This window comes from Motilimonas eburnea (assembly GCF_021295345.1).
Classification (GTDB): Bacteria; Pseudomonadota; Gammaproteobacteria; order Enterobacterales; family CBDFNC01; genus Motilimonas; species Motilimonas eburnea.
On the sequence record NZ_JAIMJB010000004.1, the window covers coordinates 1 to 19,795 of the forward strand.

Consider the following 19,795-nt stretch of genomic DNA (forward strand, 5'->3'; position numbering starts at 1 on the left):
CCATTGCGTTGTTAGCCGTGGCTTTCAACATGAGTATTCACACAGATTGCATGATTAGATTGTTAAAGAACAGTGACTCAGTGGCTTTCGCTTCACCTCGTCAGGGCTGCGCATTCTACGCTAGCCGCTTTGAAAGTCAATCGTTAATTTTAAGAAATTTTCGATTTTTCTTTCTGGTTAGAAACCTCAGCTTCTGACTCCCTGATACTGCCTTGCGCCTTGCGCCTTGCGCTGTGCCGTGTCAGTGGATGCGCATTATAGGGAGATTCGATTTTGGCGCAAGGCTTTTATGAATTTATTTTATCAGGGGCTCAGCTTGAGGTGCTCATCGATACTAAGAGCACCACCGATTCGTTTATCGATCACTAGATTTTGGTCAGTGTGGCAGCAAAAGCGCGCAGATCTTTCTCTACAAAATCGGCTTGTTCAATACCTTCTTGTGTTAATGCCTTTCCAGTTTCAACCAAGACATTGGTTGCCACGCCAGCCGCCTTACCTGCCAAGATGTCAGCGGTTTTATCACCAACAAAGTAAGATTTTGCCATATCGACATTTAACTCTTTGGCAGCCGTCAAGAGCATTCCCGGTGCAGGCTTGCGACAATCACATTCTTGTTTAAATTCAGCCACCACTGCTTCAGGGTGGTGTGGGCAGTAATATATCCCATCCAAATCAACACCTCTGTCAGCTAAAGACCAATCCATCCACTCGGTTAGATTATGAAATTCATCTTCAGTGTAATAACCTCGACCAATACCCGATTGATTAGTCACCAATATTAATAAATAGCCTTTTTGCTTTATTTCTTGGCATGCTTCAATGGCGCCATCAATAAACTCAAAGTCATCCACTTCATAGACATAACCATGATCGACATTCAATACGCCATCTCGATCGATAAATACTGCTGGTTTACTCACGTTACATCCCTATTATTGTTTTGCTTTGATTTTATAGTAGTCACGATACCAAGCAACAAACTGACTGATTCCTTGTTCAATCGGCGTCGCAGGCTTGTAGCCTACATCTTCGATTAGCGCATCGATATCAGCATAAGTGGCTGGCACATCGCCTGGTTGTATCGGCATCATATTCTTTTCAGCCGTCATGCCTAAACTCTGCTCTATTTGTTCGATAAAGTAGCCAAGTTCGACAGGCTGATTATTACCTATATTGTATACCCGATAAGGCGCTGAACTTTGTGCTGGGCTAGCGTGCTCTGGCGTCCATGAGCTATTTGCTTCAGGTGTGGTGTAGAGTGAGCGCACGACACCTTCCACGATATCGTCAATATAGGTAAAGTCTCGCTGCATCTTACCGTAGTTGAATACATTGATGGGCTTGCCATCGATGATAGCCTTAGTAAATAAGAATAAGGCCATATCAGGCCGCCCCCATGGACCATATACGGTAAAAAATCGTAAGCCAGTGGTGGGTAAATTGAACAAGTGACTATAAGTATGGGCCATTAATTCATTGGATTTTTTAGTCGCGGCATAAAGGGATACCGGGTGGTCGACACTGTGCTCTACCGAAAATGGCATTTGCGTATTCAAGCCGTATACCGAACTCGATGAAGCATAGACAAGATGTTTAACTTGGTTATGACGACAGCCCTCCAATATATTGACGAACCCCACGACATTTGAATCTATATAAGAGTGGGGGTTTTCTAAGGAATAGCGAACGCCTGCTTGAGCCGCTAAGTTAATCACGCCATCAAATTGTTCATCAGCGAACAACTTAGCGATGCCAACTCGGTCTTCAAGGTCCATTTTTACAAAGTTAAAGCCATCTCGCCCTTCTAACCGCGCTAATCGGTCTCGCTTTAATTGGGGATCATAATAATCATTAAGGTTGTCTAAGCCTACCACCTCATGGCCATCGTCGAGTAAGCGTAAACTAGTATAACTGCCTATGAAGCCTGCGGCTCCGGTAACAAGCACTTTCATGGAGGTTCCTTATCAGCTTGTTCAAATTGAAAAATTAAATCTTATCTGGCTCTCATTCTAGCCATTTGTCACCTTGTTGCCTATTCCCTCTGCTTCTTTGTTTCTGCTATAAATAATTGTCGCTATCACAAAAGAGGTCAAACATGGATATTTCCGGATTAAAAACACTCTATCGTCATCAGCAACTCGCCGAAGCCAACATCATCCCAGCCACCCATGGCGAAGGTTGGATTTTAGATTGTAAAAACAACGAAGGTGAAGGCGTCATTTTGACCGACAGTTTGGGCCGCGAGACCTGCTTTAAAAGCCATGAAATGGCGCTTTCTCAAGCCAACGAAATTGGTTTCAGTCAAGTCAATGTGCCTGAGTATTAACTCAGGCTTTTCTTTCTAAGCCCTATAAGCAGGAAGTAATGAAATATCATAAGATCCCGCACAGCGCCCTCGAAGTCAGCAAAATTTGTTTAGGTACCATGACATGGGGGGAACAAAACAGTGAGCAACAGGCCCACCAACAGCTCGATTTCGCCCTTGCTCATGGTGTCAACTTTATTGATACGGCGGAAATGTATCCCGTTCCGCCAAAGCCCGACACCCAAGGCCTGACCGAAAAATACATAGGCACTTGGTTAGCTAAAACCGGGCAAAGAGAAAAAATCATCCTTGCGTCCAAAGTAGCAGGTCCATCGAGTGGCCGCGGGGTCAATATTCGCCCTAATATGGCACTTGACCGCAGAAATATTCATCTTGCGGTAGATGAAAGCTTAGCGCGCTTACAAACAGACTATATCGATCTGTATCAAATGCATTGGCCCGAACGACAAACCAATTTTTTTGGCCAACTCAATTACCAATATGCCAGCGAAGAAACCTACACTCCCGTGGTCGAGACCCTTGAAGCCCTGCAAGAGCTGGTCAAGGCAGGTAAAATCCGCTATATCGGTATCTCCAACGAAACGCCTTGGGGCATGTCGCAATACTTACGCCTAGCCGAAAAACACAATCTGCCACGCATTGTGACGATTCAAAACCCTTATAATTTGCTTAATCGCACCTTTGAACAAGGCCTTGCAGAGTTTGCCCAGCGAGAAGGAGTGGAATTACTGGCATATTCTCCACTGGGTTTTGGCGTGTTGTCTGGAAAATACCTCGATGGCCAGCGTCCAGCTAATGCGAGATTGTCATTATTTGAACGCTTCCAACGTTACACCAACCCACAAGCCGAAGCGGCAACCCAAGCTTATGTTGAGCTAGCTAAAACGCATCAGTTAGACCCAAGTCAGATGGCTCTGGCTTTTGTGAATCAGCAACCGTTTGTTGCCAGTAATATCATTGGTGCGACAGACATGACTCAGCTCGCTAGCAATATCGCCAGTGTTGATCTTCAGCTTACTGACGAAGTTATGTCGACAATTAACCATTTATTTCAACAGTACCCAAATCCATGCCCCTAATTTAATCAACAAATGAGCTGACACCTCGCCAGCTCATTTGTTGATGGAATCTCAGTGAGACGCTCCCACTCCTGATTTAACTTTGCTACACTCTTTGCCCTGTTCAACCGAGGCGTAATTCAATGCGTAAAACCACTCTACTATCCACCTGCATATTGGTCAGTTTCGTCAGCGGATGCAGTAACTACCGCTTTCATTCTAATGTCGACAAAGAAAACTTTGAGCAATACTTTAAGCCTTCCCAAGTCAAGGTATATGAAAAAGCGGAATTAGCTGAGCTCAACTACATCCCACTAACCACAGTGGAGGGGTCCGTATGTAAACAGCTAGAGCATGAAGCCAAGCCTACGTTTGCAGATGCAAGAACCCAAGCTCGCCTTGCCGCCGCAGATGCCGGTGCCAACGGCATTATTTTTTCAAGCTGTATCGAGACCCAAGATGAAGTGTGCATTGAAGCAACCCTTTGTTATGGGCAAGCAATCAAAGTCGCGCAATAACATGGCCAGTATTTCGCTATCTGAAATAGGCCTGGTGGAATCACCTTATAGGCAAAAATTTGGCATTCCCAGGCAACCCGGGTTAGCCCCTGCCGCCAAAGGGAGAATTAAACTACTCGGTGAAGTCAACTCACCCGATGCCTTTAAATCCATCGAGCAATACTCACATTTGTGGCTGATTTTCGTGTTCCATGAAACCATGGCTCAAGGCTGGAAACCGCTAGTCAGGCCCCCGCGCTTAGGTGGCAATGTCAAAGCCGGCGTGTTCGCAACGCGCTCTACTTTTCGTCCTAACCCGTTAGGGCTTTCGGTGGTCAAAAATGAGGGCATTGAAATAATTAAGCGCCAAGTTTATTTAAACATTAGTGAACTTGATTTACTCGATGGTACACCCATCGTTGACATTAAGCCTTATCTTCCGTTTGCCGATGCCCTGCCCCATGCCAGCAGTGATTTTGCCCCCACGCCCCCCTCTACTCAAGTTGAGGTACACTTTGCTGAGTTGGCAAAACAGCAATTAAGCATCATTGAAGTGCGCTATCCAAAACTGCAAGTACTGATAGAACAAGTATTATTACAAGATCCTCGTCCCGCTTATAAACGTAACAAAGCCGATGACAAGGTTTACGCTGTCTCACTTTATGAATTTAACATTCGCTGGCAAGTCAACCATCACATCATCACTGTGCTTGACATAACTTGATAGCAAGCTAACAAAAAGCCTTGCTGTATTCAGATAGCCCTTTGCTGACTTAGTCGGCACTGGTAAACTCAACCCATTAAGAACATAACCAAAACGACAGGAATAAGATGCGTACCAGTAACTATTTACTTTCAACGGTGAAAGAAACACCAAGCGACGCTGAGATCATCAGCCATCAACTTATGCTACGAGCAGGCATGGTGAGAAAGTTGGCCTCAGGCCTATACACTTGGTTACCCACTGGCTTGCGCGTATTACGCAAAGTTGAAAACATCGTACGTGAAGAGATGGACAGAGCTGGCGCTATCGAAGTGCTGATGCCTGTGGTACAACCCGCTGACCTATGGCATGAAACGGGCCGGTGGGAAAAATTTGGTCCAGAATTACTGCGCATTAAAGATCGCCATCAACGCGATTTTGTATTAGGCCCAACGCACGAAGAAGTCATTACCGAATTAGTGCGTAAAGAAGTCGCGAGTTACAAGCAACTGCCGCTAAATCTATACCAAGTTCAAACTAAATTCCGAGATGAAGTTCGCCCTCGTTTTGGTGTGATGCGCGCGCGTGAATTCACCATGAAAGACGCATATTCATTCCACACCTCACAAGAGTGTTTAGAAAAAACCTATCAAACGATGTTTGACGCTTATTGTCGCATCTTTGATCGTCTCGGCTTAGAGTATCGCCCTGTTATTGCCGACACTGGCAGCATCGGTGGCAGTGCATCACATGAATTCCATGTACTGGCACAAAGCGGTGAAGACGATATCGTATTCTCAGATGCCAGCGATTACGCCGCCAACATTGAAAAGGCCGAAGCATTAGCGCCAAGCGAGCCAAGAGCAGCGGCGACCCAAGAGCTGACACAAGTGGCCACACCTGATGCTAAAACCATCGAGGAGCTCGTCGCTCAATTTGACGTAGCCATTGAAAAAACTGTGAAAACCTTAATCGTTAAAGCCGATGAAGAATCTGAGCATGAGCTCATCGCTCTGTTGGTCCGAGGCGATCACGAACTAAACGAGATCAAGGCGGAGAAAATTGAAGGTATTGCTTCACCATTAACCTTCGCCACGGAAGAAGAAATCCGTGCAGCCATTGGCGCTGGCCCAGGCTCACTTGGCCCTGTTAACCTACCTATTCCTGTGATAGCTGATCGCACCGTTGCAGCCATGAACGATTTTTCTGCTGGCGCTAACATCGATGGCCAACACTTCTTCGGTATCAACTGGGGTCGTGATGCAAATGAGCCTCAAGTTGCCGATTTACGTAACGTGGTCGCGGGCGACCTTAGTCCTTGCGGTCAAGGTACCCTGTCTATTGCGCGCGGTATCGAAGTGGGCCATATCTTCCAACTCGGTGACAACTATTCTAAGTCGATGAACGCCGCCGTGCTTAACGAGCAAGGCAAAAACCAAATAATGACCATGGGTTGTTACGGCATTGGCGTATCACGCATTGTGGCAGCGGCAATTGAACAAAACAACGATGAGCATGGCATTATCTGGCCAGAAGCGATTGCACCTTTTACTGTCGCTATCATCCCAATGAACATGCATAAATCTGAGCGTGTGGCCGAGGTTGCCGAGCAACTCTATCAAGGCTTACGTGAGGCTGGCGTGGATGTGCTATTTGACGATCGTAAGGAGCGTCCAGGTGTGATGTTTAAAGACATGGAACTAACCGGTATTCCCCACACGATTGTCATTGGCGACCGCAGCCTAGATAACCAAGTGGTTGAGTACAAAAACCGTAAACTAGGCAGCAAAGAAGAAGTCGCGGTTGATGCTGTGTTAGGGCAAATCTTAGCGCAGCTCAACTAAGCACACGCCTCGCATTAATCCTAAAGCAGGGACCTTATGTCCCTGTTTCTTTTTATCCTTTCTAACTATAACGCCTACTCTAGCAACAAATTAATTTCCCAAAGCTGTATTGAATATGGCTAAACTTAACGCATGAAAACAAAATCTTGTGCGTTGATTTTAACCGGAGGTGGGGCGAGAGCGGCCTACCAAGTAGGGGTATTAAAAGCCATAGCCGAGCTTTATCCCAGAAATCACCACTCGCCGTTTAATATTTTATGCGGCACCTCGGCAGGCGGCATCAACATTACTGCCCTCGCCTGCTATGCCAGTTGTTTTCGTCTGGGCGTAAAAAAATTGGACTTTATGTGGCGCAACTTCCATACAAATCAGGTTTATCAAACCGATATGCTTAAGCTCACAGGCAAAATGTTGTCTAACGTGTTTTCTAGTTTTCAGGCTGATTATGCCTACAAACCAGGCTTCTCACTGCTTGATAATTCACCGCTGCGAGAAATGTTAAACCGCTACATGGATTTTGAGCGCATTGACAGAAATATACTCGCTGGTGCCATTAATGCGCTAGCGATCACGGCATCCGACTACTCCACCGGCGATTCAATTAGCTTTTATCAATCCGATGGCAAACAACCTTGTTGGCAACGAGCCAGACGTAAAGGAGTTAGCACAGTGATCAACGCAGAGCATTTACTGGCAACTTCTGCAATCCCACTGCTATTTCCTCCCTGTCAGATAGGCCAAGATTATTTCGGTGATGGCTCTATACACCAACTGTCACCGTTAAGCCCTGCTATTCACTTAGGTGCCAAAAAAATCTTAGTGATTAGCTTAGAGCAACCACGAGTGAAGGCCAATGCGCCGCGCCATATCCCGAATGTATCTGAGATTTCCGGCCACTTGTTAGACACGATTTTCACCGACACTCTAAATTCTGACATTGAGCGAATGAACCGGATCAATAGCACCTTAGCCTTATTAGCCCAACATCAGTCTCATCCTATGCAACTCAGTACCATTGAAAGTTTTGTCATTAAACCAAGCCAAGGTTTTAATCAACTGGCCGATAAACACTATGATGCACTGCCATTGAGTGTGAAATTACTCCTACGTAGTTTGGGCATTAAAAAAGGCAGCGAGTCAACGTTGGCATCCTATTTAATGTTTGAACAAAACTACACCCGAGAGCTGCTGCAATTGGGCTATCAAGACGCTCAAAACCAAGTGCAATCCATCCAAGATTTTTTATTCAATTAAGCCCTAATGCCCATAAAGTAGATGTGATTCTGCCACTTCGATGTCTTTACTTTCGCCCGATAAAAGTAAAATATCGCCCTGTTTGACCGTTTCATCGATGTCGGCCGTTTGCAATATGTCTTCACCATTTCGGCGCCATTCAATTATATCTACCCGGTCGAGTGACAGCTTTTGTAAACTCCGCCCAAGGGCGATACTACCTGCAACAATTTCAACAGCATGTAACCGTTCACTGACATGCTCGACTTTATTTTCACTCGTCTGGCCATGGAAAAAACTATGTAAATGCTGATATTGACTTTCTCGCTCATGTTGCATTTTTTTGATGATTTTAGAAATTGGCACACCCGACATAAGTAAAACATGGGAAACCAACATCAGGCTCCCCTCCAACACCTCAGGGACAACTTCGGTTGCTCCGTTGGCCTTTAATTCTACAATATCCTTATCATCCTTAGTCCGCACCAGCACCTTCGCATCGGGATTTAACTTCGAGATAGTATTGAGCATACTTATGGTTTTCTTATGGTTATTAAAAGTGATGATGACCAGCTTAGCTTTAGTCACACCTAACATCAGCAAAATTTCTCGCCGACAAGCATCACCGAAAGCCACGGCCTCCCCCCCACTGACCGCTTCTTTGATGCGCAAAGGATCGCGATCCAGCGCAACATAACTGATGCCTTCTGCCTTTAAAAATCGCGCGATGGTTTGGCCTACCCGGCCATAACCACAAATGATCACATGCTCTGCAAACTCACCCGGCAATGGCTTTCGTTTCTTTAATAACGCTTCAGAGCTATGCAGTAAGTCGACACTGAATTGGTGGCTGTATTTGACCAAGCTTGGGGTAAGCGACATCGACACCACCCCCACCGCCACCACAATCGACGCCTGACCGGGTGTGACCAGTTGGTGTTTGCTCGCTAACGCCATTAGCACAAAGCCAAACTCTCCGACTTGACTTAACATCATACCAGCGGCAATGGCATCGGTGTGACGTTGACGTAGCACCACAGCAAGCCCAGATACAATTAACATTTTGACCAACATTAAAATGAGCACTAAACCAACTAACGCTAACCAATGCTCAAGTAGCACAGTTAAATCAATCAGCATACCTATGGTGACAAAAAACAGTCCCATCAACACATCACGAAACGGCCTTATATCCGCCTCAAGCTGATGCTTATAATGACTTTCGCTCAGCATCATCCCTGCCAAAAAAGCGCCTAAAGCCATGGATAACCCCAACAAATGTGTTAACACACCCGTTAACAGCGCAACCAACAAGGTGGTGAGCACAAATAATTCATCACTGTGATCACTGGCAATTTCATGGAACAAACGAGGCAAGCACCACTTACCCATCGCCAAGATCACCATTACAGCTAAGCAGCCCTTTGCCAGTGCGATCATCAAGGTTGTAGCGATGGCAACCGGCTCCATGTCCGCAACCGCTAAAATCGGCACCACGATTAATAGAGGGACGACAGACAAATCTTGAAACAGCAGCACACTGACCGCTAACTGGCCACGCCGGGTATGGATCTTTTGCTGTTCAGCTAACTGTTTAATGATAATGGCCGTGGATGACATGGCGAGGGCGCCAGCGATAACAATGGCAGGTTGCCAAGAGATACCAAACAACAAAGCAACAATAAAAAACAACAAAGAAGAGCAAAACACCTGCGCCCCACCCAAACCAAACACTAAGGTGCGCATCGATAATAATTTACTTAAGGAAAATTCCAGGCCTAATGAAAACATTAAAAACACGATACCCAGCTCTGCAATCAGCTCCATATCGTGAAAATCAGCAAAAAACGATAAGCCACTAGGCCCAATAATCAGCCCCGTAAACAAATAAGCAATAATGGCTGGCAAGGCAAGGCGGCGGAAAATTGCCACATTTATCACGGCCAATAAGAGTAAAAGCACAAACTCAAGCAAGTCGATTCCCCCTATAAGTAACTGTTTTAAGGTTAGCCAATAACCCTAAATTTATCTTTCTGAATAACGAATAATTAATGGCATATAACCTGCATGATAAAAAGTGATATTGAGAAAGTAGCCAAAGTGAGGAAAACATGGATAACTTGAGCCGAGTAACTAGCCTAAATGAGCCAGCCACATTATCCATTGCGTGTAACAATGGATTCACTCTGAGTAGTGATGACAAACTTGAGGTAATGGAAGCACTGCAACAAAGCCTAGAGTTGAAAGAATTGATGCGCAACTTTGCCACCCAAGCGGCACGTTTTGTCCAGTTTATTGGCATTCGCTTCCAGTCTGAACAAGGCTTTTTCACTGCCGATTTTAGAAAAAGCAGCGACTATATAGAAAACTTTGCGCTCAATACGCACCATGAACATCAACTCGGTTACATCAGTTATCGCTGCGCCACCCCTTTAGATGAGGGGTCCCTGTCATTGCTTGATGATCTACACCGCTTATTGCTTTTGCCATTGCAACATTGCCTACGCATGTCAGAGTTAAAAGCGATTTCGTTAAAAGATCATCTCACCGGCATAGGTAACCGAGCGTATTACGAAGAAAGTATTTCTCGCTCAATAGAGCATTGCAGTCGTGCAGAGCAAGGCTTAGCGCTCATGTTGCTTGATTTGAATGATTTCAAATTGATCAATGATAATTTAGGACATCAGGTTGGAGACCAAGCGTTAACTGCATTTGCAAGCGTATTAACCAAAGCCATCCGTCATTCTGATATGGTATTTCGCCTTGGTGGAGACGAATTCGCCATAATTTTGACACCTACGACAGCCGACTCCGCCACTTTGGTAGAGCAAAGAATTCGTAAGATGATCGCGGCCGATCCAACGTTAGCCGATCTAAAACTCAGCTCCAGTATCGGCTGCCATAACTGGCATCGTGGGCTATCGACCACTGAGCTGTTTCGTAAAGCAGACGTTGCCCTATACAAAGATAAGAAAAGAAAATAATACCCCACCTACAGAGCTAGGTAGATTAAGGTAATAATAAAATGGCCCTTCGCATCGGGCCATTTTTAACTCAACTTATAAGCTCAATAACAGCTTAGCGATGGTGCGCACACCATGACCTTTACCGCCCGCAGCCCATAAGTCATTCGGCACTTTTTGGTAAGCGCCTGATAAATCAAAATGTAACCAGTTTTTTTCTGGGTTGGCCACAAACTTAGACAAAAAGGCCGCTGCGGTGCTCGCACCAGCTGTGCCTTCGCCACTGCCAACATTGGCAATATCTGCAAACGAAGAGCTGATTTGCTCACTATGCCAAGGCGCAAAAGGCAATGGCCAAGCTTGCTCATTCACTTCGCGAGCACAAGTCAATGCTCGGTGAACCAGCTCGTCGTCCATACTCAGTACGCTGTTGTAGTCTCGGCCCACCGCCATTTTAGCCGCGCCCGTCAGTGTCGCCGCATCAATAATCACTTTGGGGTTCAATTCTCCAGCGGCAATCAAGCCATCGGCCATCACTAACCGGCCTTCGGCGTCGGTGTTTAAGATCTCAACACGCACGCCATTTTTGTAGGTAATGATGTCGCCCAACTTGTAAGCATGGCCACTGACCAAGTTTTCTGCACAGCATAAGAACAGCTTGACGCGCTTTTTTAACCCTTGAGTAATGGCTAAGGCTAATGCCCCCGTTAAGGTGGCCGCACCGCCCATGTCACTTTTCATCACCGACATACCGTCGCTGGATTTTAGGCTATAGCCGCCTGAGTCAAAGGTGATCCCCTTACCAACAAGGGCGATATCATAAGGGGCATTGGCATCACCCGTAGGGTTGTAGTCAAGCTGTAACATGACCCCCTTGCGTTCACTGCCTCGACCCACTTGGTAGATCCCGACATATCCTTGCTCAAGTAGTTCATCACCTGTGACATAGCGATAACTAATATGCTGGCTGTCTAATTCCGATAGAAACTCGGCGGCTTGCAAAGCGAGTTGGCTTGGGCCTAGCTCTTCTGGGGTTTTGTTAATGGTTTCACGCACCCACTCCGTTGTCAGCTTAACGGTATTGAGCCAAGATGCATCTTCATCAGATACTTGGCCCCAATCAATATTCGCGCCGGTTTTAGCGTTATAAAAACCTTGGTTAAATAGCCAACGCCACTCGTTAGTCCAATGGTCACCTTTTAATATGACGCTTGGGATCCCCATATTGGCCAATTTACGAGCCGCTTTTTGTACTTGACGCGGCGTATCTTGAGCAGGGTCAAGGTGAATATACGCTTGCTCAGCTGCAAAGCTTAACAGCGCCCCTTCCCCCCACAGAGCTGGGGCGGGATCCAGACTAAGGTAAACAGCAAAAGACATGATCATGGTTCCTTAAAAATAAGTCAGACAATCAGCATACCTAAGCAGGGCCAACAGGTGAAGAGATATCTAAAGCAGAGACACAAAACAATAAAACACAGGGGAGCAAGATGAAAAAAGCGCCCACAAGGAGGCGCTTTAAAAAGAGTGGCTTAATGGCCTTCTGATACAATGTTGACGGTATATTTAGGAATATCCACAACTAAATCCTCGTCGGCTACTTCAATTTGGCAGCTCAAACGCGATTCGGCTTCTAATCCCCATGCCTTATCTAACATATCATCTTCAAGCTCATCACTTTCTTCAAGTGAATCAAAGCCTTCACGTATGATTACATGACAAGTGGTACAAGCGCATGACTTCTCACAAGCGTGCTCTATATGGATACCATTGCGCAACGCAATCTCTAACACGTTATCCCCTTGATTAGCATCAATTGCTAAGCCATCGGGACATAACTCTTCATGAGGTAAAAAAATAACCTTTGGCATACTACACCTTATCGACAGATTGTCCTTTCAGCGCATCACGAATGGACTGGTCCATCCGACGCGCGGCAAATTCAGAGGTGGCAATATCAAGCGCTTCAATTGCCAGCTTTATTTTCTTCTCGTCATCGCCTTCGCTGGCCTGTTTTAACTCAGCCATCGCTTGCTTGATTTGTGCTAATTCCGCGTCACTTAATAGGCTTTGCGCATCTTTACCTAAGGCTGCAGCAATAGACTCTAAGGCGCGCTCAGCTTCCACTTTTTGCTCAACCAACATACGAGCGCGTATATCTTCCTTGGCGTGCAACATCGACTCTTTCAGCATATCAGCAATTTGGGTATCCGCTAAACCATAAGAAGGCTTCACTTCTATCTGTGCTTGTACCCCTGAAGATTTTTCCATTGCTGTAACACTTAATAATCCATCGGCATCAACTTGGAAGGTAATGCGGATATGGGCCGCCCCGGCCGCCATGGGTGGAATACCAGTTAGCTCAAAACGCGCTAACGAGCGACAATCCCCCACCATCTCGCGCTCCCCCTGAGTCACGTGTACCGCCATGGCGGTTTGGCCATCTTTGAAGGTGGTAAATTCTTGAGCTCGAGCAACAGGGATTGTGGTATTGCGAGGAATAATTTTCTCTACCAAGCCCCCCATGGTTTCAATGCCAAGAGACAAGGGGATCACATCTAGCAGTAGCATTTCAGAATCGGGCTTATTGCCCACTAAAATATCCGCTTGGATCGCTGCACCGATGGCAACCACCTTATCGGGATCAATACTAGTAAGTGGCTCAGCGGAAAAATATTCACCCACTTGCTCACGCACATAAGGCACGCGGGTTGAACCGCCTACCATGACAACCTGCTGTACATCGGCAACAGATTGATCCGCATCTTTTAAGGCTCGGCGACACGCAATTAAGGTTTTTTTCACTAAGCCAGCAATCAGTTCATTGAAGTGCTCACGTGTCAGCTCGATATTTAAATCAAGAGACGCCACTGTGATGCTGACTTTATCTGCTGCTGATAACGCCACCTTTGCCTCACAGGCCGCTTGTTTGAGCTCTCGTTGCAGTGAATGAGAAAACGGTGCACTGATGTTAGCTTGCTCAGCTAACCAAGCGACCACTTTATCATCAAAATCATCACCACCTAAGGCAGAATCACCGCCGGTTGCCAGTACCTCAAACACGCCTTTATGTAAACGTAATATAGAGATATCAAAAGTACCGCCGCCTAAGTCATACACAGCGATAACGCCCTCTTGACCCGAATCTAAACCATATGCAATGGCCGCCGCTGTCGGTTCATTAAGTAAGCGCAATACATTTAAGTTGGCTAATTTGGCTGCATCTTTGGTTGCTTGGCGCTGAGCATCGTCAAAATAAGCAGGAACGGTGATCACTACACCTTGTAGCTCATCACCTAAGGTTTTAACCGCAGTGTGATTTAAACGCTTTAAAATCTCACTGCTCACTTGCACAGGATTCACTTCACCTGCACGCGTTTTAATCGCAATACTATCAAGCTCACCAAAATGATAAGGCATCTGTGCTTGATTAATATCGGCTAGAGATTTGCCCATCAGGCGTTTTACTGACACTAAGGTGTTTGCCGCATCTTTAACTGCAAAATCAAGAGCCTGTGCGCCAACTAGAATGTCACTGTCACCATAATGCACCACGGATGGGATAATATCTTGACCAGATTCATCCACTAAGGTTTGAGCTAAACCACTGCGAACACTGGCAACCAAAGAATTTGTTGTACCAAGATCTATCCCCACCGCCAATTTACGCTGATGAGGAGCCGCACTCTGACCAGGCTCAGCTATTTGAAGTAACGCCATATAAATTTATTCCAGGAGGGATTCTTCTAATAGTTCAAGCTCTTGCTGCAGCTTGAACATAAATTTTAACTTTCGTACCAATAAAGCCGCATCCTGATAGCTTTGTGCGGCCAATGTGGTGACGAGTTGTTGCTGTAGCGTATCTTGATGGCAAGCGAGCTGTTTAGCAAAAGCAGAAATTTCACTATCGGGATCACGACTTTGGGCAATCTCTTCAAGTTGCTCGCGCCATTCCATTTGCTGCATCAAAAACGCGGGATCACGCAGGGTTTGTTGTTCGTGCTGCAAGTCAACACCAGCGAGGCTAAGTAGGTACTCCGCTCTTCTTAATGGAGACTTCAAGGTTTGAAAGGCATCGTTGATTTGTGATGCCTTTTGCATGGCCGCGAGCTTGTCGCTTTGTGACGCTGTCGCAAACTTATCTGGATGGAACTGCATTTGCAGCTCCCGATAAGTTTTTGAAACAGAGGCGAGATCAACCGTGTAATCAGGCTTTAAGCCAAATAATTCAAAGTAATTCACAACGCCCCTTAAACACTAAAACTTTCGCCACATCCACATTCGCCTTCAACATTGGGGTTATTAAATTCAAACCCTTCATTTAGGCCTTCTTTTACAAAGTCTAATTGCGTACCGTCAAGAAAAGCCAGGCTTTTGGCATCAACGATAACTTTCACCCCATTTTGCTCAAACACTTCATCATCAGGATTAAGTTCGTCAACGAACTCAAGTACATAAGCCAAACCTGAACAACCTGACGTTTTGACGCCTAAACGTAGACCTATGCCTTTGCCACGGTTTGCTAGAAAGTCACGCACCCGAGATTCTGCCGGTGGAGTCATCGTTACTGCCATTATACTGCCTCGTTTTAATTACGCTTTTTTACTCTTGTAGTCATCAATAGCTGCTTTAATTGCATCTTCTGCAAGGATCGAGCAGTGAATTTTAACAGGTGGTAATGCTAATTCGGCAGAAATATCGGTATTTTTAATTGCCGCCGCTTCTTCAAGGGACTTACCTTTAACCCATTCAGTCACAAGTGAACTGGATGCGATGGCACTGCCACAACCGTATGTTTTGAACTTCGCATCTTCAATAATGCCGTCATCGCTGATTTTCAGCTGTAGCTTCATAACATCACCACATGCTGGTGCGCCCACTAACCCAGTGGCAACTTGTGGGTCATTTTTTTCAAAAGAACCAACGTTACGTGGGTTCTCGTAGTGATCAATTACTTTATCGCTGTAAGCCATACTCTATTACTCCCATGCTTAAGATTGTTTACTAAAGGTTATACCTAGACAATTAGTGGTGTGCCCACTCAACCTTGCTTAAGTCAATCCCTTCTTTGAACATGTCCCATAAAGGTGACATTTCACGTAAACGACCGATATTTTTATTTATAATTTCAATTGCATAATCAATCTCTTCAGCGGTAGTAAAACGACCAATACTGAAACGAATTGAGCTGTGCGCTAATTCATCATCACGACCTAAGGCACGCAGTACATATGAAGGCTCAAGGCTGGCTGAAGTACAAGCACTACCTGAAGAAACAGCTAAGTCTTTTAGCGCCATCACTAACGACTCACCTTCAACATAGTTGAAGCTGACGTTTAGGTTACCCGCTACACGCTGTTCCATGGAGCCATTAAGGTACACTTCTTCCATGTCTTTCACGCCGTTCCATAAACGCTCGCGCAGAGCCAAAATACGCTTAGACTCTTCAGCCATCTCAAGCTTAGCGATACGAAATGCTTCGCCCATGCCCACAATTTGGTGAGTAGGTAAGGTACCGCTGCGCATACCACGCTCATGGCCACCGCCGTGCATTTGCGCTTCTAAGCGAATACGAGGCTTACGACGAACGTAAAGTGCACCAATGCCTTTAGGGCCATATATCTTATGGGCAGAGAAGGACATAAGATCCACTTTCAATGTCTGTAAATCGATAGGCAGTTTACCTACACTTTGTACCGCATCAACGTGGAAATAGACTTTGTTTTCACGACATAATTCGCCGATGGCTTCAATATCTTGGATCACACCTATTTCGTTATTAACATGCATGATACTAACCAAGATAGTGTCTTCGCGCAGCGCTTGTTTCACTTGATCTGGGGAGATAATGCCATCGCTGTCCGGCTCAAGGTAGGTCACTTCAAAACCGTCGCGCTCTAATTGACGACAAGGATCTAGAACTGCTTTATGTTCCGTTTTTGCCGTTATAATGTGTTTGCCTTTTTTACCGTAAAATCCTGCAATCCCCTTGATTGCAAGGTTGTTAGCTTCCGTCGCACCAGAAGTGAACACAATTTCACGCGGGTCTGCATTGACCAGTTCTGCAATTTCATTACGTGCGATATCAACCGCTTCTTCAGCCTGCCAACCAAAACGGTGAGAGCGTGAGGCAGGGTTACCAAAATTGCCATCCAAGGTAAGGTATTGCATCATCTTTTGTGCAACCCGAGGGTCAACCGGTGTGGTTGCAGAATAATCGAGATAAATTGGCAACTTCATTTTGTTCTCCATAAAAGCACATCTTCGACAGTGCTTGACACATAGCTATAAGCGAAAATTCACTTCCAATTGTTCTAATTTATTAACCAGTGCGTTCTCTTTCACTGAAGGCGCACTGGCTGATTTCATCTTGTTATCTTGCGCGACGGCAATCTGTCTTACCTCGGCGTTATTCACTAACTCAAACAAGCTAATACCGTCTAAAAAATCACTGATACGATCACTGAGCTGATTCCACAGTGAATGGGTTAAACATTGTACCCCATCTTGACAAGTACCTGAGCCTAAACATTTACGCGCGTCAACCGACTCATTAACGGCATTAATGATCATTCCAATAGAGATATTTTCTCCATTTGTTCCCAGCAAATAGCCGCCACCTGGGCCTCTCACACTGGTCACTAATCCTTCTTTACGTAGCTTTGAAAACAGTTGCTCTAAGTAAGACAAAGAAATACCTTGTCGCTCAGAAATTTCTGCCAACGGCACTGGGCCTTTACCTGTGTGTAGGGCGACGTCTAGCATGGCTGTCACCGCATAGCGCCCTTTAGAAGTCAGTCTCATTGCATGTCTCAGTTGTGAACATGCGCACATTATCAAATACCAGACTAATTTAGTCAAGTATAAAACCAACCAATTTACTCAGGTATTATTCTGCTGGTTTTGAGCCTTTCTTTTGTGGCCGCTTAATGCCTTGAACAGCCTTATCGACGGAAGTTAACATCCCCCTCAGAATATTGAGCTCTTGAGATTCGGGTCTCGCACGATTAAAAAATCGACGCAACTTGTTCATGACCTGCCCTGGGTGAGAAGCAATAATAAATTCTACTTGGGTCAAAGTGGTTTCTAAATGCTGATAAAAACGCTCAAGCTCGGCCGTCAATGGATATTCTTGCTCGCGCTTTGGCCATTGCTTTTGTGCTAACAAAGTCATGCGCACTTCATAACACAAGGTTTGCACTGCCATGGCAAGGTTAAGGGATGAGTATTCTGGGTTAGCCGGAATATTGACATGAAAGTGACAACGTTGCAGTTCTTCATTGGTTAAACCGGTGCGTTCACGACCAAATACCATGGCCACGCGTTTATCTTGCCCTTCAATCACTAACTTTTCAGCCATTTCTCTGGGGCCAACCATGGGCCAATTTAGCGTACGTGAGCGCGCGCTAGCTCCCACCACCAATTGGCAGTCTGCAATAGCATCTTCTAAGCAATCATAGATAGTGATATTTTCAACGACATCAGCGGCCCCTGCCGATAGTGCCACAGCGTGGCTATCCACTTCACAGTCAGGTGTTACCAGTACGAGATCATGGATACCCATGGTTTTCATGGCCCTCGCGGCACTGCCTATGTTACCTGGATGGGAGGTACCAATTAATACAACGCGTACATTTTCTAACATCTTACTGCTCGACATTAATTCCAAAAACGCGGATTCTACCACAGCAACGAACGTAAAAAACGACTTTTATTTCTTTACTATCACAACATCGGTTGTTATCATCCGCCGCCGTAAATTTATACAACGTTCTTTAACATCTAGTGGTGAATCCGATATGCATCCTATGCTAAATATCGCGGTACGCGCAGCGCGTAACGCAGGTAATGTTATTGCAAAAGCTTATGAGCAACTTGAAAAAGTTGAAGTACAACAAAAAGGGTCTAACGACTTTGTGACTAATGTTGATAAAGAAGCTGAGCTAGCCATTATCAACACTATCCGTAAATCTTACCCTGAGCATTCTATCGTCGCTGAAGAAAGCGGAGAATTAGCAGGTAGCGACAACGACTACCAATGGATTATCGATCCACTAGATGGCACGACTAACTTTGTTCGTGGCGTCCCCCACTTTGCCGTCTCTATCGCACTGCGCGTAAAAGGCAAAACAGAACAAGCCGTTGTTTACGATCCCATCAACAACGAGTTATTTAGCGCAACGCGTGGCGCTGGCGCCCAATTAAACGGATACCGTATCCGTAGCACCCAGCCGAAAGAGCTCAAAGGCACCTTACTTGCCACTGGTTTCCCATTTAAGCAAAAGCACCACAGTGAAGCTTACTTCAATATCTTTGCTGACCTGTTCACCGATGTTGCCGACATGCGCCGCGCAGGCTCTGCAGCGTTAGATTTAGCCTATGTTGCAGCAGGCCGTTTTGATGGTTTCTGGGAGCTCGGCCTTAAGCCTTGGGATTTCGCCGCGGGTGAACTGATCGCAAAAGAAGCAGGCGCTATCGTGACTGACTTCGCTGGCAACCATGATTACCTAAAATCAGGAAACTTAGTGGTTGGTGGTCCTAAAGTGGTTAAGCAACTGCTTAGTAAAATTCGTCCTCACCTTACCGAGTCAATGAGCCGCTAAACGCAGCCTCAGGCAAAGGTTTTGGACATCAAAAAAGGCGATATTTCTATCGCCTTTTTTGACTGTAAATCAGGATCATCTACTCGGTAATCTCATAACCCGCTTCTTTCCAACCGCGAAAGCCGCCATCCATACTGATGACCTTGGTGTATCCCATTTGTTGTAGATTATCAACGGATAAAGCCGAGCGAAAACCACCGCCACAATAAACCACAATCTCGGTGTCTAAATCTGGGCAGCGCTGCTCAATATCACGCTCTAAAATACCTCGCCCCAGATAAATGGCACCTGGAATATGGCCTTTGGCCCATTCACTTTCTTCTCGGTTATCGATCAAGACAAAGTCGCGCTTGCTATCAAGCCACTGCTTTACCGTCTCGACATTGGTTTCTTGGATCCGCGCTCTGGATGCATCGACCAGCGCAAGAAAACGTGTACTGTGTTGCATAAATTCCTCGTGAATTGTTTTTAGTTATGCGTTTCATCTTACTCAGAATCTGCAGCAATAACCACCTAATGAACCAGGTAGTTTAGGTCAAAAAAAACCCGCTGACGCGGGTTTTAAAAC

The 19,795-nt window shown here is 45.7% G+C and carries 21 protein-coding genes; 8 read left to right on the plus strand and 13 right to left on the minus strand.

Going from position 1 to position 19,795, the window contains the following annotated elements:
* Positions 1-365 precede the first annotated feature (365 nt).
* Together gmhB and K6Y21_RS04865 are read right to left on the minus strand one after the other, a co-directional pair.
* Entirely contained in the window at positions 366-920 is a 555-nt protein-coding gene (gene gmhB / locus K6Y21_RS04860; RefSeq protein ID WP_233070651.1) for a D-glycero-beta-D-manno-heptose 1,7-bisphosphate 7-phosphatase, read from the minus strand.
* Between the two features lie 12 nt (positions 921-932).
* On the minus strand, positions 933-1,952 hold the full coding sequence (locus K6Y21_RS04865; protein ID WP_233070652.1) for an NAD-dependent epimerase: 1,020 nt from the start codon (positions 1,950-1,952) through the stop codon (positions 933-935).
* A gap of 143 nt (positions 1,953-2,095) precedes the next feature.
* Between K6Y21_RS04865 and K6Y21_RS04870 the strand changes: the two genes are divergently transcribed.
* The 6 genes from K6Y21_RS04870 (at position 2,096) to K6Y21_RS04895 (ending at position 7,682) form a co-directional block, all read left to right on the plus strand.
* A complete protein-coding gene (locus K6Y21_RS04870) occupies positions 2,096-2,326 on the plus strand; it encodes a hypothetical protein (RefSeq protein WP_233070653.1) in 231 nt (76 codons plus the stop codon).
* Positions 2,327-2,364: 38 nt separating this feature from the next.
* Positions 2,365-3,405, plus strand: coding sequence for an NADP(H)-dependent aldo-keto reductase (locus K6Y21_RS04875; RefSeq protein WP_233070654.1), 1,041 nt, complete (start codon positions 2,365-2,367; stop codon positions 3,403-3,405).
* A gap of 122 nt (positions 3,406-3,527) precedes the next feature.
* Positions 3,528-3,902 (plus strand): Rcs stress response system protein RcsF, encoded by a 375-nt coding sequence (gene rcsF, locus K6Y21_RS04880; RefSeq protein ID WP_233070655.1) that lies wholly within the window; start codon positions 3,528-3,530, stop codon positions 3,900-3,902.
* Positions 3,874-4,605 (plus strand): tRNA (N6-threonylcarbamoyladenosine(37)-N6)-methyltransferase TrmO, encoded by a 732-nt coding sequence (gene tsaA, locus K6Y21_RS04885; protein ID WP_233070656.1) that lies wholly within the window; start codon positions 3,874-3,876, stop codon positions 4,603-4,605. Before rcsF ends, tsaA begins: the two co-directional genes overlap by 29 nt.
* A gap of 107 nt (positions 4,606-4,712) precedes the next feature.
* Positions 4,713-6,428, plus strand: coding sequence for a proline--tRNA ligase (locus tag K6Y21_RS04890; RefSeq protein WP_233070657.1), 1,716 nt, complete (start codon positions 4,713-4,715; stop codon positions 6,426-6,428).
* Positions 6,429-6,560: 132 nt separating this feature from the next.
* Positions 6,561-7,682: a patatin-like phospholipase family protein gene (locus K6Y21_RS04895; RefSeq protein ID WP_233070658.1), complete on the plus strand. Its 1,122-nt coding sequence runs from the start codon at positions 6,561-6,563 to the stop codon at positions 7,680-7,682.
* A gap of 3 nt (positions 7,683-7,685) precedes the next feature.
* Here the strand turns inward: K6Y21_RS04895 and K6Y21_RS04900 are convergent, their stop codons facing one another.
* Entirely contained in the window at positions 7,686-9,635 is a 1,950-nt protein-coding gene (locus K6Y21_RS04900) for a cation:proton antiporter (protein WP_233070659.1), read from the minus strand.
* A gap of 137 nt (positions 9,636-9,772) precedes the next feature.
* Here K6Y21_RS04900 and K6Y21_RS04905 point away from each other — a divergent pair, with 137 nt between their 5' ends.
* A complete protein-coding gene (locus tag K6Y21_RS04905; protein WP_233070660.1) occupies positions 9,773-10,645 on the plus strand; it encodes a GGDEF domain-containing protein in 873 nt (290 codons plus the stop codon).
* A gap of 75 nt (positions 10,646-10,720) precedes the next feature.
* On the opposite strand, the gene pepB is transcribed toward K6Y21_RS04905, so the two are convergent.
* The 9 genes from pepB to trmJ all read right to left on the minus strand — a co-directional run bounded on the left by pepB (position 10,721) and on the right by trmJ (position 18,269).
* Complete coding sequence (pepB, locus tag K6Y21_RS04910; protein WP_233070661.1) at positions 10,721-12,010, minus strand: aminopeptidase PepB; 1,290 nt, start codon at positions 12,008-12,010, stop codon at positions 10,721-10,723.
* 146 nt (positions 12,011-12,156) lie between these two features.
* Positions 12,157-12,495 (minus strand): ISC system 2Fe-2S type ferredoxin, encoded by a 339-nt coding sequence (fdx, locus tag K6Y21_RS04915; protein WP_233070662.1) that lies wholly within the window; start codon positions 12,493-12,495, stop codon positions 12,157-12,159.
* Between the two features lies 1 nt (position 12,496).
* Complete coding sequence (gene hscA / locus K6Y21_RS04920) at positions 12,497-14,344, minus strand: Fe-S protein assembly chaperone HscA (protein WP_233070663.1); 1,848 nt, start codon at positions 14,342-14,344, stop codon at positions 12,497-12,499.
* 6 nt (positions 14,345-14,350) lie between these two features.
* The gene (gene hscB / locus K6Y21_RS04925; protein ID WP_233070664.1) at positions 14,351-14,866 is read right to left on the minus strand and encodes a co-chaperone HscB; all 516 of its coding nucleotides are present in this window, start codon (positions 14,864-14,866) and stop codon (positions 14,351-14,353) included.
* A gap of 8 nt (positions 14,867-14,874) precedes the next feature.
* Positions 14,875-15,198 (minus strand): iron-sulfur cluster assembly protein IscA, encoded by a 324-nt coding sequence (gene iscA, locus K6Y21_RS04930; RefSeq protein ID WP_233070665.1) that lies wholly within the window; start codon positions 15,196-15,198, stop codon positions 14,875-14,877.
* 18 nt (positions 15,199-15,216) lie between these two features.
* Positions 15,217-15,597, minus strand: coding sequence for a Fe-S cluster assembly scaffold IscU (gene iscU / locus K6Y21_RS04935; protein ID WP_233070666.1), 381 nt, complete (start codon positions 15,595-15,597; stop codon positions 15,217-15,219).
* A gap of 52 nt (positions 15,598-15,649) precedes the next feature.
* Entirely contained in the window at positions 15,650-16,864 is a 1,215-nt protein-coding gene (locus tag K6Y21_RS04940) for an IscS subfamily cysteine desulfurase (protein ID WP_233070667.1), read from the minus strand.
* 45 nt (positions 16,865-16,909) lie between these two features.
* Entirely contained in the window at positions 16,910-17,428 is a 519-nt protein-coding gene (iscR, locus tag K6Y21_RS04945) for a Fe-S cluster assembly transcriptional regulator IscR (protein ID WP_233070668.1), read from the minus strand.
* Positions 17,429-17,513: 85 nt separating this feature from the next.
* On the minus strand, positions 17,514-18,269 hold the full coding sequence (trmJ, locus tag K6Y21_RS04950) for a tRNA (cytosine(32)/uridine(32)-2'-O)-methyltransferase TrmJ (RefSeq protein ID WP_233070866.1): 756 nt from the start codon (positions 18,267-18,269) through the stop codon (positions 17,514-17,516).
* 154 nt (positions 18,270-18,423) lie between these two features.
* On the opposite strand from trmJ, the gene suhB reads away from it, so the two are divergent.
* A complete protein-coding gene (suhB, locus tag K6Y21_RS04955) occupies positions 18,424-19,227 on the plus strand; it encodes an inositol-1-monophosphatase (RefSeq protein ID WP_233070669.1) in 804 nt (267 codons plus the stop codon).
* Between the two features lie 79 nt (positions 19,228-19,306).
* Here suhB and K6Y21_RS04960 read toward each other — a convergent pair whose 3' ends face one another.
* Complete coding sequence (locus K6Y21_RS04960; RefSeq protein ID WP_233070670.1) at positions 19,307-19,675, minus strand: rhodanese-like domain-containing protein; 369 nt, start codon at positions 19,673-19,675, stop codon at positions 19,307-19,309.
* Between the last annotated feature and the right edge of the window lie 120 nt (positions 19,676-19,795).

What these genes read in the sequence shown, in the direction of transcription:
- K6Y21_RS04865 (WP_233070652.1), bottom strand. Translation starts at nt 1,952, where the DNA reads ATGAAAGTGCTTGTTACCGGAGCCGCAGGCTTCATAGGCAGTTATACT.
- K6Y21_RS04870 (WP_233070653.1), top strand. Translation starts at nt 2,096, where the DNA reads ATGGATATTTCCGGATTAAAAACACTCTATCGTCATCAGCAACTCGCC.
- K6Y21_RS04875 (WP_233070654.1), top strand. Translation starts at nt 2,365, where the DNA reads ATGAAATATCATAAGATCCCGCACAGCGCCCTCGAAGTCAGCAAAATT.
- rcsF (WP_233070655.1), top strand. Translation starts at nt 3,528, where the DNA reads ATGCGTAAAACCACTCTACTATCCACCTGCATATTGGTCAGTTTCGTC.
- tsaA (WP_233070656.1), top strand. Translation starts at nt 3,874, where the DNA reads ATGGGCAAGCAATCAAAGTCGCGCAATAACATGGCCAGTATTTCGCTA.
- K6Y21_RS04890 (WP_233070657.1), top strand. Translation starts at nt 4,713, where the DNA reads ATGCGTACCAGTAACTATTTACTTTCAACGGTGAAAGAAACACCAAGC.
- K6Y21_RS04895 (WP_233070658.1), top strand. Translation starts at nt 6,561, where the DNA reads ATGAAAACAAAATCTTGTGCGTTGATTTTAACCGGAGGTGGGGCGAGA.
- K6Y21_RS04905 (WP_233070660.1), top strand. Translation starts at nt 9,773, where the DNA reads ATGGATAACTTGAGCCGAGTAACTAGCCTAAATGAGCCAGCCACATTA.
- pepB (WP_233070661.1), bottom strand. Translation starts at nt 12,010, where the DNA reads ATGATCATGTCTTTTGCTGTTTACCTTAGTCTGGATCCCGCCCCAGCT.
- fdx (WP_233070662.1), bottom strand. Translation starts at nt 12,495, where the DNA reads ATGCCAAAGGTTATTTTTTTACCTCATGAAGAGTTATGTCCCGATGGC.
- hscA (WP_233070663.1), bottom strand. Translation starts at nt 14,344, where the DNA reads ATGGCGTTACTTCAAATAGCTGAGCCTGGTCAGAGTGCGGCTCCTCAT.
- iscA (WP_233070665.1), bottom strand. Translation starts at nt 15,198, where the DNA reads ATGGCAGTAACGATGACTCCACCGGCAGAATCTCGGGTGCGTGACTTT.
- iscU (WP_233070666.1), bottom strand. Translation starts at nt 15,597, where the DNA reads ATGGCTTACAGCGATAAAGTAATTGATCACTACGAGAACCCACGTAAC.
- K6Y21_RS04940 (WP_233070667.1), bottom strand. Translation starts at nt 16,864, where the DNA reads ATGAAGTTGCCAATTTATCTCGATTATTCTGCAACCACACCGGTTGAC.
- iscR (WP_233070668.1), bottom strand. Translation starts at nt 17,428, where the DNA reads ATGAGACTGACTTCTAAAGGGCGCTATGCGGTGACAGCCATGCTAGAC.
- trmJ (WP_233070866.1), bottom strand. Translation starts at nt 18,269, where the DNA reads ATGTTAGAAAATGTACGCGTTGTATTAATTGGTACCTCCCATCCAGGT.
- suhB (WP_233070669.1), top strand. Translation starts at nt 18,424, where the DNA reads ATGCATCCTATGCTAAATATCGCGGTACGCGCAGCGCGTAACGCAGGT.
- K6Y21_RS04960 (WP_233070670.1), bottom strand. Translation starts at nt 19,675, where the DNA reads ATGCAACACAGTACACGTTTTCTTGCGCTGGTCGATGCATCCAGAGCG.